The sequence below is a fragment of the Pedobacter jaeyakensis genome (assembly GCF_054461315.1).
Genome location: NZ_CM136921.1, coordinates 3,825,557 through 3,841,241, shown reverse-complemented (window position 1 = coordinate 3,841,241; position 15,685 = coordinate 3,825,557). Strand labels below are relative to the sequence as shown.

At 39.1% G+C, this 15,685-nt stretch carries 14 protein-coding genes and 1 tRNA gene; 6 read left to right on the top strand and 9 right to left on the bottom strand.

Annotated features, from left to right (window positions below; all coding sequences use genetic code 11):
• The first annotated feature begins 45 nt into the window (after positions 1-45).
• Positions 46-1,545 carry an alpha-amylase gene (locus ACXZ1K_RS17110; RefSeq protein ID WP_458970898.1) on the top strand — a complete coding sequence of 500 codons (1,500 nt, stop codon included), beginning with the start codon at positions 46-48 and terminating at the stop codon, positions 1,543-1,545.
• Here the strand turns inward: ACXZ1K_RS17110 and ACXZ1K_RS17105 are convergent.
• Together ACXZ1K_RS17105 and ACXZ1K_RS17100 are read right to left on the bottom strand one after the other, a co-directional pair.
• On the bottom strand, positions 1,542-2,849 hold the full coding sequence (locus ACXZ1K_RS17105) for a type IX secretion system plug protein (protein ID WP_458970897.1): 1,308 nt from the start codon (positions 2,847-2,849) through the stop codon (positions 1,542-1,544). The genes ACXZ1K_RS17110 and ACXZ1K_RS17105 overlap by 4 nt on opposite strands.
• A complete protein-coding gene (locus ACXZ1K_RS17100; RefSeq protein WP_458970896.1) occupies positions 2,804-4,723 on the bottom strand; it encodes an ABC-F family ATP-binding cassette domain-containing protein in 1,920 nt (639 codons plus the stop codon). Before ACXZ1K_RS17100 ends, ACXZ1K_RS17105 begins: the two co-directional genes overlap by 46 nt.
• A gap of 58 nt (positions 4,724-4,781) precedes the next feature.
• On the opposite strand from ACXZ1K_RS17100, the gene ACXZ1K_RS17095 reads away from it, so the two are divergent.
• A complete protein-coding gene (locus ACXZ1K_RS17095) occupies positions 4,782-5,807 on the top strand; it encodes a quinone-dependent dihydroorotate dehydrogenase (protein ID WP_458970895.1) in 1,026 nt (341 codons plus the stop codon).
• A gap of 51 nt (positions 5,808-5,858) precedes the next feature.
• On the opposite strand, the gene ACXZ1K_RS17090 is transcribed toward ACXZ1K_RS17095, so the two are convergent.
• From ACXZ1K_RS17090 to ACXZ1K_RS17080, 3 genes are all read right to left on the bottom strand, one after another.
• On the bottom strand, positions 5,859-6,035 hold the full coding sequence (locus ACXZ1K_RS17090) for a spore protein (RefSeq protein ID WP_458970894.1): 177 nt from the start codon (positions 6,033-6,035) through the stop codon (positions 5,859-5,861).
• A 28-nt stretch (positions 6,036-6,063) separates the two neighbouring features.
• Positions 6,064-6,137: transfer RNA gene (locus ACXZ1K_RS17085), tRNA-Cys, on the bottom strand.
• Positions 6,138-6,186: 49 nt separating this feature from the next.
• Entirely contained in the window at positions 6,187-6,936 is a 750-nt protein-coding gene (locus tag ACXZ1K_RS17080; protein WP_458970893.1) for a TrmH family RNA methyltransferase, read from the bottom strand.
• Here ACXZ1K_RS17080 and tamL point away from each other — a divergent pair.
• A complete protein-coding gene (gene tamL / locus ACXZ1K_RS17075) occupies positions 6,927-9,320 on the top strand; it encodes a translocation and assembly module lipoprotein TamL (protein ID WP_458970892.1) in 2,394 nt (797 codons plus the stop codon). The two genes, ACXZ1K_RS17080 and tamL, sit on opposite strands and share 10 nt — an antisense overlap.
• On the opposite strand, the gene ACXZ1K_RS17070 is transcribed toward tamL, so the two are convergent.
• The 3 genes from ACXZ1K_RS17070 to ACXZ1K_RS17060 all read right to left on the bottom strand — a co-directional run bounded on the left by ACXZ1K_RS17070 (position 9,321) and on the right by ACXZ1K_RS17060 (position 12,716).
• A complete protein-coding gene (locus tag ACXZ1K_RS17070; protein WP_458970891.1) occupies positions 9,321-9,851 on the bottom strand; it encodes a hypothetical protein in 531 nt (176 codons plus the stop codon).
• Complete coding sequence (locus tag ACXZ1K_RS17065; protein ID WP_458970890.1) at positions 9,848-12,151, bottom strand: patatin-like phospholipase family protein; 2,304 nt, start codon at positions 12,149-12,151, stop codon at positions 9,848-9,850. The genes ACXZ1K_RS17070 and ACXZ1K_RS17065 overlap by 4 nt, the downstream gene beginning before the upstream one ends.
• A gap of 67 nt (positions 12,152-12,218) precedes the next feature.
• Positions 12,219-12,716 carry a TspO/MBR family protein gene (locus tag ACXZ1K_RS17060; RefSeq protein ID WP_458970889.1) on the bottom strand — a complete coding sequence of 166 codons (498 nt, stop codon included), beginning with the start codon at positions 12,714-12,716 and terminating at the stop codon, positions 12,219-12,221.
• A gap of 56 nt (positions 12,717-12,772) precedes the next feature.
• Here ACXZ1K_RS17060 and ACXZ1K_RS17055 point away from each other — a divergent pair, with 56 nt between their 5' ends.
• Together ACXZ1K_RS17055 and ACXZ1K_RS17050 are read left to right on the top strand one after the other, a co-directional pair.
• Positions 12,773-14,209 carry an arabinose isomerase gene (locus ACXZ1K_RS17055; protein WP_458970888.1) on the top strand — a complete coding sequence of 479 codons (1,437 nt, stop codon included), beginning with the start codon at positions 12,773-12,775 and terminating at the stop codon, positions 14,207-14,209.
• A 57-nt stretch (positions 14,210-14,266) separates the two neighbouring features.
• Positions 14,267-14,536 carry a hypothetical protein gene (locus ACXZ1K_RS17050; protein ID WP_458970887.1) on the top strand — a complete coding sequence of 90 codons (270 nt, stop codon included), beginning with the start codon at positions 14,267-14,269 and terminating at the stop codon, positions 14,534-14,536.
• 64 nt (positions 14,537-14,600) lie between these two features.
• On the opposite strand, the gene ACXZ1K_RS17045 is transcribed toward ACXZ1K_RS17050, so the two are convergent.
• Complete coding sequence (locus tag ACXZ1K_RS17045; protein ID WP_458970886.1) at positions 14,601-15,158, bottom strand: hypothetical protein; 558 nt, start codon at positions 15,156-15,158, stop codon at positions 14,601-14,603.
• Positions 15,159-15,227: 69 nt separating this feature from the next.
• On the opposite strand from ACXZ1K_RS17045, the gene ACXZ1K_RS17040 reads away from it, so the two are divergent.
• Positions 15,228-15,440: a DUF6965 family protein gene (locus tag ACXZ1K_RS17040; RefSeq protein ID WP_458970885.1), complete on the top strand. Its 213-nt coding sequence runs from the start codon at positions 15,228-15,230 to the stop codon at positions 15,438-15,440.
• Positions 15,441-15,685: the final 245 nt, after the last annotated feature.

Genomic DNA, 15,685 nt, shown 5'->3' with positions numbered 1-15,685 from the left:
ATCACACAAAAATAAACAATTTGCAGCACTTCATGTTATTGCATTATGACCAAGCAACTAATTATCCAGTATTTTCACTGGTATTATAACGAAGATCAAAAACTGTGGGCTAAAGTTAGAGACGAAGCAAGTCACCTTGCAGATTTGGGCGTGACTGGCGTATGGCTGCCCCCTGCTTATAAGGCAACTTCCGGTAACGTTTCAGTAGGCTATGATTGTTACGATTTGTACGATTTAGGTGAATTTGAGCAGAAGGACACCGTAGAAGTAAGGTACGGTAGTAAAGACGATTATCTTGCTGCAATTAGTGCTCTGAAAGAAAAGGGAATATCGACCATTGCAGATATTGTGTTCAATCATAAGGCGGGAGCGGATGAGTTAGAAAGAATAACTGTTAGAAAAGTTGATCCCGAGAACCGTCACGAGTTTATTTCTGATGAAATGGAAATTGATGCCTGGACTAAGTTTACGTTCCCAGGCAGGAACGGAAAATATTCGGAATTTATTTGGGACCATCAATGCTTTAGTGGAATAGATTATGCCGACGATTTAAAAGAAGAAGGAATATTTTCTATTCAAAATGAGTACGGTGATGCTTGGGAGGACGTTCCCTCACATGAGCTGGGTAATTATGATTACTTAATGTTTAATGATATCGACTCCAGAAATCCTGCTGTAAGGGAAGAGCTGAAGAAATGGGGAGAATGGTATTATAAAACCTGCGGTATGGACGGTTTTAGGCTGGACGCAGTGAAACACATCTCCGCCGATTTCCTGAACGAATGGCTGGATCATATGAAAAATACTTTTAAAAGAGATTTTTTTGTGGTTGCGGAAAATTGGGTAGTTAATGATGTTGATCAGTTGCTGAACTATATTCAAATTACTGAAGGCAGAATGCAGCTTTTTGATACCATGTTGCATCATAATATGTATCAGGCAGCTCAAAACCATGAGGATTTTGACCTGAGTCAGATTTTCGAGAATACGCTTGTTCAGTCGCATCCAACTTTGGCGGTCACTTTTGTGGACAATCATGATTCTCAACCCCTGCAGTCGCTGGAGTCTTATGTAGATTTTTGGTTTCGCCCATTGGCATACACCTTGATCCTTTTGAGGGAACAGGGCATACCCTGTTTGTTTTACCCTGATCTATACGGTTGTAAATACAAGGATAAAGATCATACCGGAGAGGAACAGGAGATAGAAATTATTGGTGTTCCAGAACTTCATGAGTTGTGTAGGTTGAGAAAGGAATGTTCATCTGGTTTGCAAAGGGATTACTTAAACCATCCGAATTGTATAGGTTGGACACGAGAAGGTACTGAGGAGGTTTCTTGTTCTGGATTTGCGGTAATCATGTGCAACGGGGGAGATGGCTATAAGGATATGGAGATTGGTATCAGGCATGCCGGCAAAACTTTTGTTGACGCGCTCGGGCATTGCCAGGAAGAGATTAAGGTTAATGATGAGGGTTGGGCTCAATTTAAATGTGAACACAAAAGTGTTTCTGTATGGATTGCCAAAACTGAAGCAGAGCATTAACGCCTAACATTGTTTACGCTGGTGAAGCCAATCAGCTCTTCCCAGCGTGAACCTGGTTTACGGTAATATACATATACCTGATAGGTATTTTCGGTTTCAAAAAAAGAACCCTCAAACACGGTTGGATCTGTTTTTCCCGTGTCTTTATCCAACCATACATATTTGTAATCATATAACCCTTGTTTCAAAAAGCTGTTGCCGTAAAACTTTTTTCTGGATGGCTCGTAAGTTAGTCGGCTGTTTTCGTTTAACAGGTAATTATTAAATCGCCCCACTACATAAGCTTCTCCATTTTTATTTGGGGGAGTTGCATTTAGCGTAAATCCCACACCCGCGTAGTCACTGTCGGTATCTGGCTCCCTGCCTTCGTTGTTACGAATAAAAAAATCTCCATTCTCGTCTACCAGGTTGCTATACTTGGATTTGCTCGGTACAGGGTCGCCGAAGAGGACAACGTTAATAATAGAGTCTTTAATAATGTCCTGCACGTTTTCTGCCTTATAACGCAAACTTCTGATATCGAATTTCCTGAATTCATTACCACCAGGGAAATCATTGGTGTTTAGGTCATTGTATACCAAAGATCCCGGTTTTATAAAAGATGGTCTTGTATTTACAACGGATGTCCCTGGATTTCCATTTTGCATCACTACCGCCTTTAAATCTGTATAAGGATTTTGTATAGCTATTTTATGGAAAATGGTAAAGTTTATCTTTTGATTGGAAAACCTGAGGGCTACTTGCTGGCTAGGTACAACATCTACCGCAACGTTCACGATATTTTCTACTACATAAAACCGTTGGGAAATTACCGGTTTGTTCAAGTTACCGTCTTCATAAACCTTGAGCAGGTAATTGCCTGATATTTTAGGTTTGATTTGACTGTTTGGAAGGGTAAGTTGGTAATGCGTGTATTTTTGAAGGGTACCGAAAGAGTATTTGTAATCCTGTATTCTATCTTCCGATAAACTTTCCAGGAAATCCATAGTAGACAAACGCGATGATTTCCAATCGGACGTACAATGTTCTATGGCATACCAATAGATTTTGCTCCCGCCTTTAAGATCGTCGAACGAAAACACCAGCTGTTCATTTGATTTAAGTGCAATTACGGGAAGTGACTGTTCTTTCTGTGCGTTAAAACATTGTATAGTCCTGATATTTGGCTGGTAAATCTTGTTCTCATACACAAATTGCTGCTGTGCGGCAGCAATTTGTACTGTTAATAACAATGCGATGAACAAGATTAATCGCCTGATCATTTTCCTTCTATTTCCATGATGTCTGATGCCAGATCTTCCCAAGTATTTTGAGCGGTATCCAGTAATGTTTTAGCTGCCTGATAGCGTTTGTTGGCTTCAGCTAATTTTCCTGAGTCAGTGTAGGTCTTCTCATCAGCTATTTCGTCTTCAATCACTTTTACCTGGCTTTCAAACTCTGAAATGTCTGTCTCAATTTTCTTCAGTTGCTCATTTAGCTTTTTAAGCTGTTGTTGTAAATTAGGCGTCGCTGGTTGTTTATCTTCAACTACCTTCTTTACTTCTTTATCCGGTCTTACTGGTACAGGCGTTGGTTTTGCAGGAGGTCTTTTACTGTTCCATTCCTCATACTCAGCATAAGTTCCAGGATATTCCTTAATATCCATATCTTCAATGAACCAAATCTTGTTGGCTACATTGTCCAGAAAATACCTATCGTGAGAAACCGCAATAAAAGTTCCCTCATACTGCGTTAAGGCTTGTATAAGTATATTTACAGATTGTATGTCAAGGTGATTTGTAGGCTCATCCAGGATGAGGAAATTTGAGTCAGTAGTTAGAGACTTCGCCAAAGCAACTCTCGATTTTTCTCCTCCGGAAAGTACACGAATCTTTTTAAATACATCATCACCTGTAAATAGGAAACAACCTAAAATTCCACGTAATTCCGTGTCTGTATGTTTTGGAGCAAAAGCTTGTAATTCTTCTAGTATTGTATTTTCCAAATGTAAAGACTCCAACTGGTGCTGTGCGAAGAAGGTTGTAGTTACATTGTGTCCGGTTTCACATTTGCCATCAAAACCTTCGGTACCTGCAATTATCCTCAACAGGGTTGATTTACCTTTACCGTTGGCACCGATCAACGCAATCTTATCCCCTTTTTCAATTAGACCTTCTGCATTAGCAAGAATGTCAATATTCGGGTAGCTTTTGTATGCATTCTCCACTCTGATGACGTGCCGACCAGATGGCTTTGAAAACTTAAATTGGAAGTTTACTGTAGGATTGTCATCATCTACGTCCTCTACACGCTCCATCTTGTCGAGCGCCTTCATACGCGACTGGGCCATTTTGGCTTTGGAAGCTTTAGCCCTAAAACGTTCGATCAGTCGTTCTTCCTGTTTAATCTTGGCCTGTTGGTTTTTAAACTCGCCCTTTTGGATCTCACCTCTTAATGCTTTTTCTTCCAGGTAGAAGGTATAGTTACCAGCATAAGGAGTTAATTTTCCTTTTCGTGATTCTACGATCTTATTTACAACCTTATCTAAGAAATACCTATCGTGTGATACAATTACAATTGCACCTTCAAAGCTACCTAAATAGGTTTCCAGCCACTTAATTGATGGTAAATCCATGTGATTGGTAGGCTCATCCAGTAAGAGGATATCTGGTGTCTGCAATAGGATTTTGGCCAGCATAACCCGCATCCTCCATCCACCTGAAAAAGTATTTAATGGACGGTGCTGATCTTCTGTACTAAAACCAAGACCGGCAAGTATCTCATTTGCACGATATTCAATATTATAACCGTCTAAGGCTTCAAACTCCTGCTGTTTATCGCTGAGTTTATAAAGAACTTCTTCAGAATAATCTGTTTCAATTTTTTTTAAGAGCTCTTCAATCTCGTCATGCAGTTGGTTTTGGCGTTCAAAAGCCTCCATTGCTACATGCAGAATGGTATGGTGAGAATCGTAAGAAAGTAAGTCTTGGTTTAGGTATCCAATCTTAATGTCTTTCGACATAGAAATGGACCCTGATGATGGACCATATTCGCCAACAATTATTTTTAATAGTGTAGATTTTCCTGTTCCGTTGGCACCAATAAGTCCAACCCTGTCGCCCGGTTTAATGTGCCAGTTTGCCTCGTCGTATAAAGCTCTGGAGCCTATAAGGAATGTTAAGTCGTTTATCGAAATCATGTGATTGCAAAAATACAAACAAATGTGCATTTTTGGCATTAATTAATATCTTCGTTGCATGTACCGTCTAATTAAGCCTATTTTTTTTCAGTTTGACCCGGAGAAAGTCCATCATTTCGTGGTGAAACGATTAAAATGGTTTCATGAATACTTTCCGCTAGGACAGACCATTCTGAGAAGCAGCTTCGATGTGAAGATTAAAGGACTGGAACGTGAGGTATTTGGTATAAAATTCAAGAACCCGGTTGGCCTCGCCGCTGGATTTGATAAAAATGGCGAATATATTGAAGCTTTAAGTGATATCGGCTTCGGTTTTATTGAAGTCGGAACAGTAACACCGCTGCCGCAGCCGGGCAACGACAAGCCCCGAATGTTTAGACTGGAGGAAGACAAAGCCCTGATAAATAGAATGGGCTTTAATAATAAGGGCGTAGATACACTTGCTGAGCGATTGAGACAGCTTAAAAGTAAAAATTCAGAAATTGTTATTGGTGGGAATATTGGCAAAAATAAAAATACACCCAATGAAGATGCAGTTAACGATTATATCAAATGTTTCGACAGGCTTCATGAAGTGGTAGATTATTTTGTGGTAAACGTGAGTTCGCCAAATACACCAGGGTTGCGGGCTTTGCAGGAGAAGGAACCCTTGATGGATTTGCTGAATACCCTGCAAAAGCGCAATCAGAAAAATCCGGTGAGGAGACCTATTTTATTGAAGATTGCACCAGATTTAACCAATGAGCAATTGGACGATATTGTTGAAATTGTTTTAGAAACCGGAATTGCAGGTGTAATTGCTACCAACACCACTATTGATAGAGAAGGGCTGTATAGCGAATCTAAAAATGAAACAGGTGGTTTAAGCGGTTTGCCCTTAACTAAGCGTTCTACAGAGGTGATCCGTTATCTTTCCCAAAAGTCAAATAAAGCATTTCCAATCATCGGTGTAGGGGGTATTCACTCTCCGCAGGATGCGAAGGATAAAATTGAAGCTGGGGCTACATTAATTCAACTCTATACTGGCTTCATTTATGAAGGACCAGCATTAATTAAACAGATATGTAAGGAATTGGTTAAATAAAAAAAGGGATACTTGATTCAAGTATCCCTTTTTAAGATTTTAAGACTGAACTTATGCTTTAGCAGTAAGCTGATCTAAGATCGCATTGTTTTTAGCCAACTGATCTTTAGTAGATTGTCTTGAACGGCTTCCTAACTCGATGTTAGTAGCAAGTTTCAAGTTTTTCACATCTAATTTTGCGAAAGTTTTATTTCTTCTGTCTTTTCTTTTTAATCTTGTAACTGCCATGTCAATGTTTTTTATTTAAATATAAATCTGGAGGTCGAGAGCGGATTCGAACCGCTGTAGGAGGTTTTGCAGACCTCTGCCTAGCCACTCGGCCACTCGACCCTGTTAAAATTCAGGCTGCAAAAATAGTAATTATATGTTAGTATGCAATTTATTTCTGTAAATTTCTATAGATATCTGCACATATGATGGCAGCGGAAATGGCTACGTTCAGTGATTCTGTATTTCCAGCCCCGGGTATGTGAACTGGATCGCTAATGAAAGGCAGTACGTTTGCACTTATTCCTTTGCCTTCATTGCCCAGGAGGATCAGCCCTTCATTAGCCCATTCCGTATTATACAAACTTTGTCCCTCCAGCAATGCGCCATACACTGGTAACTCATTATTTTTTAGAAATGCGGGTAAATCTTCATAATAAATAACAACTCTTGCCAATGATCCCATTGTAGCCTGAACTGTTTTTGGATTGTAGGCTTCCACGGTGTCTAAAGAGCAAATAATGCGGGTAAAGCCAAACCAGTCGGCTGTTCTAATAATCGTTCCCAGATTTCCAGGATCCTGTACCCCGTCGAGAAGCAGCGTAAACTTACCTTTCAACTGAGTCGTTTGTAGTGTAGTATTTTTGGGAATGGCAACAAGCGCAAGCACACCCTGTGGAGTTTGTAAAGTACTAATCTTGTCCAGTTCGGCGTTGTTTACTTCAAATAACTTTATATTTGCGGGCAAATCAGTCAGTAAATGACCGTACTGAGGCAGGAAATAAATACTTTTAATACTGTAAGGCGAATTAATGAATTCTGTGATAGATTTTATACCTTCAATAATGAACAGCTCATTTTCTTTACGGTACTTTTTTTGATGTAACGATTTAATAAAACCTAACTGAGACTTTGAAAGCATACCTACCTTATAAAAATAACCTCTTTTTTCCTGCAATATTACTATTAATTATTCTTTTTGTTACGGGCTGCTCTTCAACAAAGTACATTGCCGACTACCAATCTATCGTTAAGAAAGTTAACATAGACAGCGTGGATAAAGCTTTTGAAGAAGAAGCACTGAATTATATACAGAAAGACATCAGGCCTACGTCTACCATCGGGATCAATGTGATGATCTACAATATTTTTAATACAAAAGACGGGCGCTACAAAACATCAGGGATTAAGCCCTTAGGTACTCCTCCGCCCATCCTGGACAGTGCTCTTGTAGAAATATCGAGGGATCAAATTGAGAAGTTTCTGAAAAGTAAAGGATATTTTAAGGCCAAAGTGAAATCAAGCATTACTATAAAGAATCAAAAAGCAAAGGTACGCTTTACGGCAGATCAGGGCCCATCATTTAAGATCAATAAGATAGCCTACAAAATTCCTGATGCTGCTACAAAGGAAGTATATCTTCAGAATAGAGCGCTCTTTACCCATTTTAAAGAGGGTATGCGGTATGACGATGATTCGTTGTCATATGAGCGCGACCAAATTTACCAGGTGATGAAAGAAAATGGGTATTTTGATTTTGTGAGGCCGTATGTTAAGTTTGAACTGGATACCAATTTGAATTCCAGTAAGGTGAATGTAGCTTTGTTGGTTGACAATCCAAGAGATAAAGACCACCATGTAAAATACAGTGTGGGTGAGGCAAATATGGTGATAGCACCAAATGCTGACGGCTTTCCAACAGGAAAAGACACTGTTATTTTAGACAATAAAGTTTTTAGGGGACTGAGATATACTGATTTTTCGGGAAAGTTTAGAAGGGGGCCAATTGCCAGATATAATTTCTTAAGAGATTCATCTGTTTATGATATTAGAAATGAAACGCTAACCTACGATAGGCTTTATGAGCTTAACGTGTTTAAAAACGTCAAGATTGACTATAACAAAGCTCAAGATAGCTCCAATAAAGTACTTCCTGTAATCGAGCTGATTCCTCAGAAGATTATGAGTAACCGTATAGAAGGTGAGATTCCTTTTAACGGTGGTACGGTAGGGTTCACGCTTAGCAATACTTACACCAACAATAATCTTTTTAGAGGTGCAGAGCGCTTTGAATTCCAGGTTAAAGGTGGATTGCAGTCAAGAATTGGTAATGGTAGTAAATTTTTGAATGATATTTATCAGCGTGATTTCTCTATGAGCGCGAACCTAAGCGTTCCCAGACTCCTGCTCCCATTTATTTCAGCCCGGCCTGGCAGAAGGGGAGGTATGCCCCATACCATATTTTCCAGTAGCTATGCTTATGCGTTACAGACGGGCTTTTTTCAAAGGCACGTATTGCTGAATTCTGTGACCTACGAGTTCGTAGAGTCTAAGTCTAAAATTCACTCTGTTACCCCTCTAAACTTTGAATATCGTTTCGGTAACCTAAGCAGCGACCTCGCGGATAGCATCATACAGAACAACCAATATTATGTAAGACTGCTTAGTCGCAAAGACATCACCCTGGGTATTAAATACAGTTATTCCCTTAACGCTGAGAAACTGCTTACCAATAGTGATTTTGTCTATTTTAGAGGTAATATTGATATCGCAGGCAACATGTTGCAACTGGCATCAAAACTACTTGGCAACAGGCACAATCCACAGGCAAATGATTTTGCAACTATTTTTGGATTGCCTTTTAATCAGTATGTTAGGCCAGAAGTTGATTTTAGGTGGTATAAAGGTCTTGGTGGCGAAAAGCAATTGGTATCCAGAGTAAATGCCGGGGTTGGTTTTGCCTATGGCAATTCCATCGCTATGCCATTTGAAAAGTTGTTTTTTGCAGGCGGATCCAGTGGAATACGTGCATGGCAAGCAAGAACGTTGGGTCCTGGTAGCTATAACCGGGGCGAAAGCATTCCTGATTCTGCTACAAGGCGTTCCTTGTTTGGGATTGATCAGTTAGGTGATATGCATATTGAAGCCAATCTGGAATACAGGTTCCTACTGTTAAACAGGTTTTTTGGTGCAAAACTGAAAGGTGCGGTATTTTTAGATGGAGGAAATGTATGGAATATTTCCAAGTCCAATTCTGATCCGGAAAGCATGTTTGATTTCTCAAAACTTGGTAAACAGATAGCGCTGGGTACCGGCATGGGTTTTAGGTATGATGTTCAGTACTTTGTATTTAGGTTCGATGTGGGCTTAAAGCTCAAAGATCCTCAGTTTGATGGATCAGACCAATGGGTAATTGGCAAATTCCTTGGTGGAGGTAAAGAGTTTAAGCGTATATACAATGCTGCAAACACTCCTTTTCAATATCGTTTTGTGCAATATAATTTTGGTATTGGAATGCCATTCTAACTAGAAAACGCTTTTCAATCCGTCGAATATCGTTTCAAAGAATGTAGAAAGGCTCAAGCCATTGCTGTGATTAAAGTAAATGAAAATTAACATTAGTATCACCGCCACGATAATAAACTTTCGGAAGGCAAAGGCAAGAACAATTAAGATAACAGGGAATAGTACCAGCCAAAAACTGTTGAATGCATAAGGAGATAAATTACCATCTTTTTTATAAACATACACCAGCTTACTATGCGTACCCTTATCATTCTGGTGTTTAATGTATACAAACGCCGAATTTTCCAATTGCATAGGAAGGACTGCAATACCGTCATGAAAAGTGACTTCCTGTGTAAATCCACTTATGGTAAAAGTATAAAGACCATTTATGGTTTCGATAGGGTTTTCTAATGAGTCAGCCGCTATGATCGCCAGCTTACTATTCTTAAGTAAGCTTTCTTTTACCAGAAAGTTATTGATTTCAGAATTTTGAGCATAGCTGATGCAAAACGTAAACAATAGCAGGATTAACAAGTATACTTTTCTCATTCTATAGATCGTTTGTTATAAATCAGATATCCCAAATGTAGTAAAACGCCGTTTCTTTTTATGGGGTCATCGTACATATTGTAACTAATACTAACAGGACCAACCGGAGTGTGATACACCAAGCCAGCTGTAGCTGCATATTGCCATTTTTTAAATGGTTGATTATGTTCTACTCCTTGAAAGCCTATTTTTTCAAATTTCTCATACGGAAGAAATACATAGCCTTCAGCTCTGATGTCCAAATGCCTTCTTATAGCGTATACGTTTTTTAATCCTCCAGCTGCATAACTTGTTGCTCTGAAGTTTTGCAGAAACAAAGACCGGCTGTCTTGCAATGGGTAATAAGCAGGTGCTGCCAGTAGTGTTGAATAATAGTTGCTGAACAATGGCTGATTGGATAATACCGCTTCAGCAGCATAACCCAACACATATTTCCCATTCCTAAAAAAATAATTCTCATCAGCAACTTTCAGGTTAAACCATTGTCTATATTGGCTAAGAACAATCATTTTGGTGTCTGGTAATGCACTCAACACGTTAGGGTTTACCTTAATGTTCCCGGATCTAAAGCTTTCTCGTCCCGCGAAGTAGTTTATACTGAACAGGAAATTACGCCCTCTATTTGCATACTGCTTCCTGTTTAATGTGTTTTGTTCAAACGCAAGTGTAGATCTTGATGCATTAAAAATAGTTTTATCCAATTCATCGCCCACATTGTATTGCTTATCAGGGCTATATTCATCGCTATTGTTGATGAAAGAAGTACCAAGGGTGATGCGGGTATTCCGATTAAGCGGTATTCCCATTTTTATTCCAATTTTTCTATCTGCCTGCTCAATGAAAGTTGGATTCGGGTTTTCAATAAATATTGAACTGGAATTGTAATAATCAAAGTGATTATAGGTGAGTTCTGCAGCTAGAAAAAGTGGTAATCTGGATGGATAATCAACTCGACCGCTCAATTGCACAGATTCGTAGAATCTTCCGGAATACAGGTTTGTGCCAAAGGTGTAGGATTTCTTATTAAGGTAGTTGTATTGAACCCCTAAAAACACATTGCTTATTGGTCTGGTAGAAATATTTCCGCCAAAATCTACCGTAAAGCTTTTTTGTGGTTTTGCTACTATTTCAAAATTATAGCTATCAGTAACCGCATTATATGACGTTTTCGGATATACCGTTTCAAAAGTTTCATCCGCTACAAGTTTGTAATAGCCTTGTTTGATGTCATTCAGATTAAATGTTTTTTGATCCCGTTTGAACAACCTTTCAATGTATTTCTTCTGCTGTGCATTTACACCAGATACGGTGATGCTACTAAAAACCAAGTTGGGTTTTCTATTGTTAAAGCTATTTCTTTTGGCAACAAGCGCTTCCTGATCCACCCGTCTTTTAATTTTTTCTTTTATTTGGGGCATTTCAGCTATGGTCGCATCATAGCCTTTTTTAATCAGCGCTGCTACCGGGTTAAAATTGGAAACAGAATAACCGGTCAGGTCTGGTTGGATGTACACCCCGTTTTTACCGATTAATGTAGAATCTGATTTTGACAGAAACATAAACACCATAAGACGGTTCATTAAACGTTCATCTCCAGTTTTAGGATATTCGTTAAAAATTTTAGAAGATACATTTGAACCGATCATAATATCCGGATTGAAATCTTTCTTCATTACATCTGCGGGGAAGTTATTATATAAACCGCCATCGAAGACATATTTGTCGTCCAGTTTAATAGGTCTGTAAATTAAGGGTACCGTCATAGTTGCCCTAACGGCTTCCGCCAAACTGCCTTTGTTAACTGTTATGCTGGTTTGCGACAACACATCTGAAACCATACAACGGTATGGAACAAAAAGATTGTTGAAGTTGTCTTTTGAAATAGCAGATGCCTGCGAGAAAAGTTCCAATAACGCAAAATTCAAAGGGATATCATTAACCAGATTAGAACGGAAGTTAAACCGGAGATTGGTGTCTACCGAAAGCTTGGCAGTTATGATGGAAGGATTGATGCTTTTTTTCTGAAAGAAGAAATTATAGTCACTTGTATACCTGCCGCCTACCCAGTCCTGAAAATCACTGCTCAGTGCTATCTTTTCAATCTGTGCTGGAGAATAGCCCGCTGCATACATTGCACCAACAATACCGCCCATGGATGTTCCCGTAATGTAATCAATGGGAATATGGTTTTCTTCTAATGCCTTCAAGATGCCGATGTGCGCAATACCTTTAGCCCCCCCACCGCTCAAAACCAAACCTACCTTTTGCCCGTAAGCCGTAAATGTACAGGATACCAGCATTGAGAAAAGATATGTTTTCCAGCCTATCACATGTTAAAATTAAGCTTTTTTACTTTTCTTTTGCCAACTAGTTTAGTTTAAAAATAGTATAGGTGAGGACTGTTGCAAAACTAACCCAGGCAATATAAGGTATAAACAACAGGCCCGCAGTACTGTCCACTTTATAGAATACCCTTGCGGTTATAATTATGGCAATAAGCAGCGCGATGATTTCATAAAATGCAGCACCTATTTCATGAGCATAGAAAAAAAGGAAAGACCATAAAAGGTTTAGTACAAGCTGGATCAGATAGATGGCAATGAGGCGCGGCAGGTGTGTAATTTGTTTTCTCTTCTGCCAGACTAAATAGGCCGATATTCCCATCAAGATATAAAGTGTTGTCCACACCGGTCCGAAAATCCAGTTTGGCGGATTAAAGGAAGGTTTGTTAATGGTTAAATACCAAGTTTTTACAGACACCTGAGTAAGCAATGCCCCGATTACACCGAAGCTTAAAGGAATAATCAAATTAATAATTAATGTTGGTATATTTAATTTTTTAGAATCTATAGACGCTGTTTTCATAGCTGATGGAGTTTGTTGCAATATAGGAAACCCAATATTATTTCTAGATTTATAAGATGAAGAATACATACGACCACTTGAAAATTGGATTGTTTGGCATCGGACTGGAAGCATACTGGTCGCAATTTGAAGGACTTGAAACCAGGCTTTCCGGATATGTGGGGCAATTGGCTCAAAAACTCTCAAGTTTAGATGCTGAAGTCGTTAACTTGGGGTTGATAGATACTCCGGAAAAAGGTCTAAAAGCAGGTCATGATTTCAGGATAGCAGATGTGGATATCCTTTTTCTTTATGTAACAACTTATGCTTTGTCATCAACCGTTTTGCCTGTAGTTAAAAAAGCGGGTGTTCCAGTGATAATTTTGAATCTGTCTCCAGAAGCTAGCATAGATTACGAGAATTTTAATAAGATAGGTGATCGTACACGAATGACAGGCGAATGGTTGGCTAATTGTGCAGCTTGCAGCGTTCCGGAAATTGCCAATGTTTTTAGAAGAGCAGGTATTCCCTTTCATCAGGTAACTGGAATGTTAAATAATGATCCTTTTGTTATAAATGAAATCGAAGATTGGGTAGCGGCTGCTAAAGTAGCTCACATTATGGCTCACAATCGAATGGGTGCGATGGGAAATTATTACGGTGGTATGCTGGATATCTATAGCAATTTGACGCTACAGTGCATCACCTTTGGCGGACATATCGAGATTATTGAAGTTGATGAATTGTCAGCCCTTAAGGAGCAAGTATCACTTGATGAAATTGAACAGAAACTAATAGAGTTTAGCGCGCAGTTTGATATACAGGATGATTGTTCTGGAATTGAGTTGGAGCGGGCTGCAAAAACAGCGGTGGCACTGGATCAACTTGTTTTAAAATACAAATTAGGTTCCATTGCCTATTATCATAAAGGAAGTGGAAACTATCAGAATGAAGATACCATGAGTTCTGTTATTTTGGGTAATTCATTATTAACAGCGAGGGGAATTCCTGTGGCCGGAGAATATGAGATAAAGAATGCCCAGGCCATGAAGATTATGGATAGCTTTGGCGCAGGTGGTTCCTTTACAGAATATTATGCCATGGATTTCAATGATGATGTGGTATTGATGGGCCATGACGGGCCATGTCATGCCGGTATCGCACAAGGAAAGATCAAAGTAAAGCCCCTTCAGGTTTATCATGGCAAAGTTGGTTCGGGACTGTCTGTAGAGATGTCTGTTAAGCATGGATCGGTCACACTACTTTCCGTAGTGGAAACGGGAGATGGAAAAGTTGTATTCCTTGTAGCCGAAGCAGAGTCAGTAGCGGGCCCGATATTAGAAATAGGCAATACGAATAGCCGCTATAAATTTAGCATTGGCGCACGTGCATTTGTTGAAAGCTGGAATTCTTATGGCCCTGCTCATCACTGTGCAATTGGCATTGGTCACATCTCATCAAAAATACTAAAACTAGGTGCTCTGCTTGGGATCGAAACCATAACTATTTGTTAAAATCAAAACCTTATTAGATTGCCATTGTTATCGCTAAGTAACTAAAATTTAATTGCTATGGAAACCAACGATTTGAATAGCTTGAACAAGAAAGCTGATGATGCAGTATTTGAAAATGCTGATGTAGACACAGGTTTTTTAGGTCATCAGGATGACAGTAAGGGGCTAAGTGGCAGAGAAGACAAACGTGAGCACAATATTGACTCCAACTTAAGCATTAAAGAAATGAGGGAAGGTAAACAAGACGGAGATAATAGTGAGGAAGCTGATGCGCTAAACTATAAGAATGACAGAGAACACGGGTCTTTCAATCCAAAAAATATTTAACCTGTGAGAAGGACAAACAGAGCGGGCATGTGAAAGCATCCCGCTTTTTTTTAGCAAATATCTGCTAAATCTCTATTACCGGACTATACTTTTCTTTTACAGATTCTGCAACCCTTTTAATAAAAAGGTAATTTATTGTGCCACCAATTACTGCACCAACTACCGGAATTAAACGTTGGGCGGTTTTTGAACCCAGGCTCATCAGTATTTTCTCAGCTACTTCTTCCATAACATTTTTTGAAATGGCAATTCCGGTATCTGCCTTTAACGAAGATGCAACTATTTTGAAAAAATCATCAAATGGGAATTGATAGCTACCAGTATTGTGATAAGCTATCGCCATAGTTACCCTAAATTGCTGGGTAATCAGGTTTATGATGTCCAATGGTATTCCAATCAATACCGTACTCAAGCCACCAACCCCGGTAACTATTCCGGATCCTGCAGCCATATAGGCGCATTGATTTATGAATTTCTCAATGCCTAATTTGTCAACACCCTTTTTAATATTTACCTGATCGATGTGACTGAAAATCTGCTGAAAACCTCCTTCTGAAAGTTCAGTAAAGCCTGCTTTTAAATCCTGCTTAATCTTTTGTGTATTTAACCTCGGTATCCTCATGTCGTCCTATGGGTTGATGTTATAGCATTGTGCTACTTTCATGCCACATATTATTTCTTATCTTTGAATATGACTCCAGACGAATACGAAGCATCATTTCACGGCATTGATTTGCCTCAGTCAATTCACTTATTTCCGGGCTCTTTCATACCAGATGTACCTGGTTATATTAAACAGCAGATAGAAATTTTAAGGGTCAATACGGCTCCCCGTATTCAGGCACCTATCGAATACCGTTTAGGTGTTTTACTTCAATTAATACAGGAAAAAAATAATGGATAAATAAAAAGGGACGTCCTATCCAGGTACCTCCCTTTTCTAACCAAATATAAACCTGTATGAACCAGGATATCTTAAATTTCCTTGCGGGGTAAAACACACACACACAATTTACCCCTCCAGGAAATACACAAATCTTGTAACGTTAATTCAGCAATGTGCTGTATTCCTGATATGAGTACAGCAACTTTCGTACCATAGTGTATTTTATACACTATTTGCATAAAATAGCCCTTTATTGTTTGTGT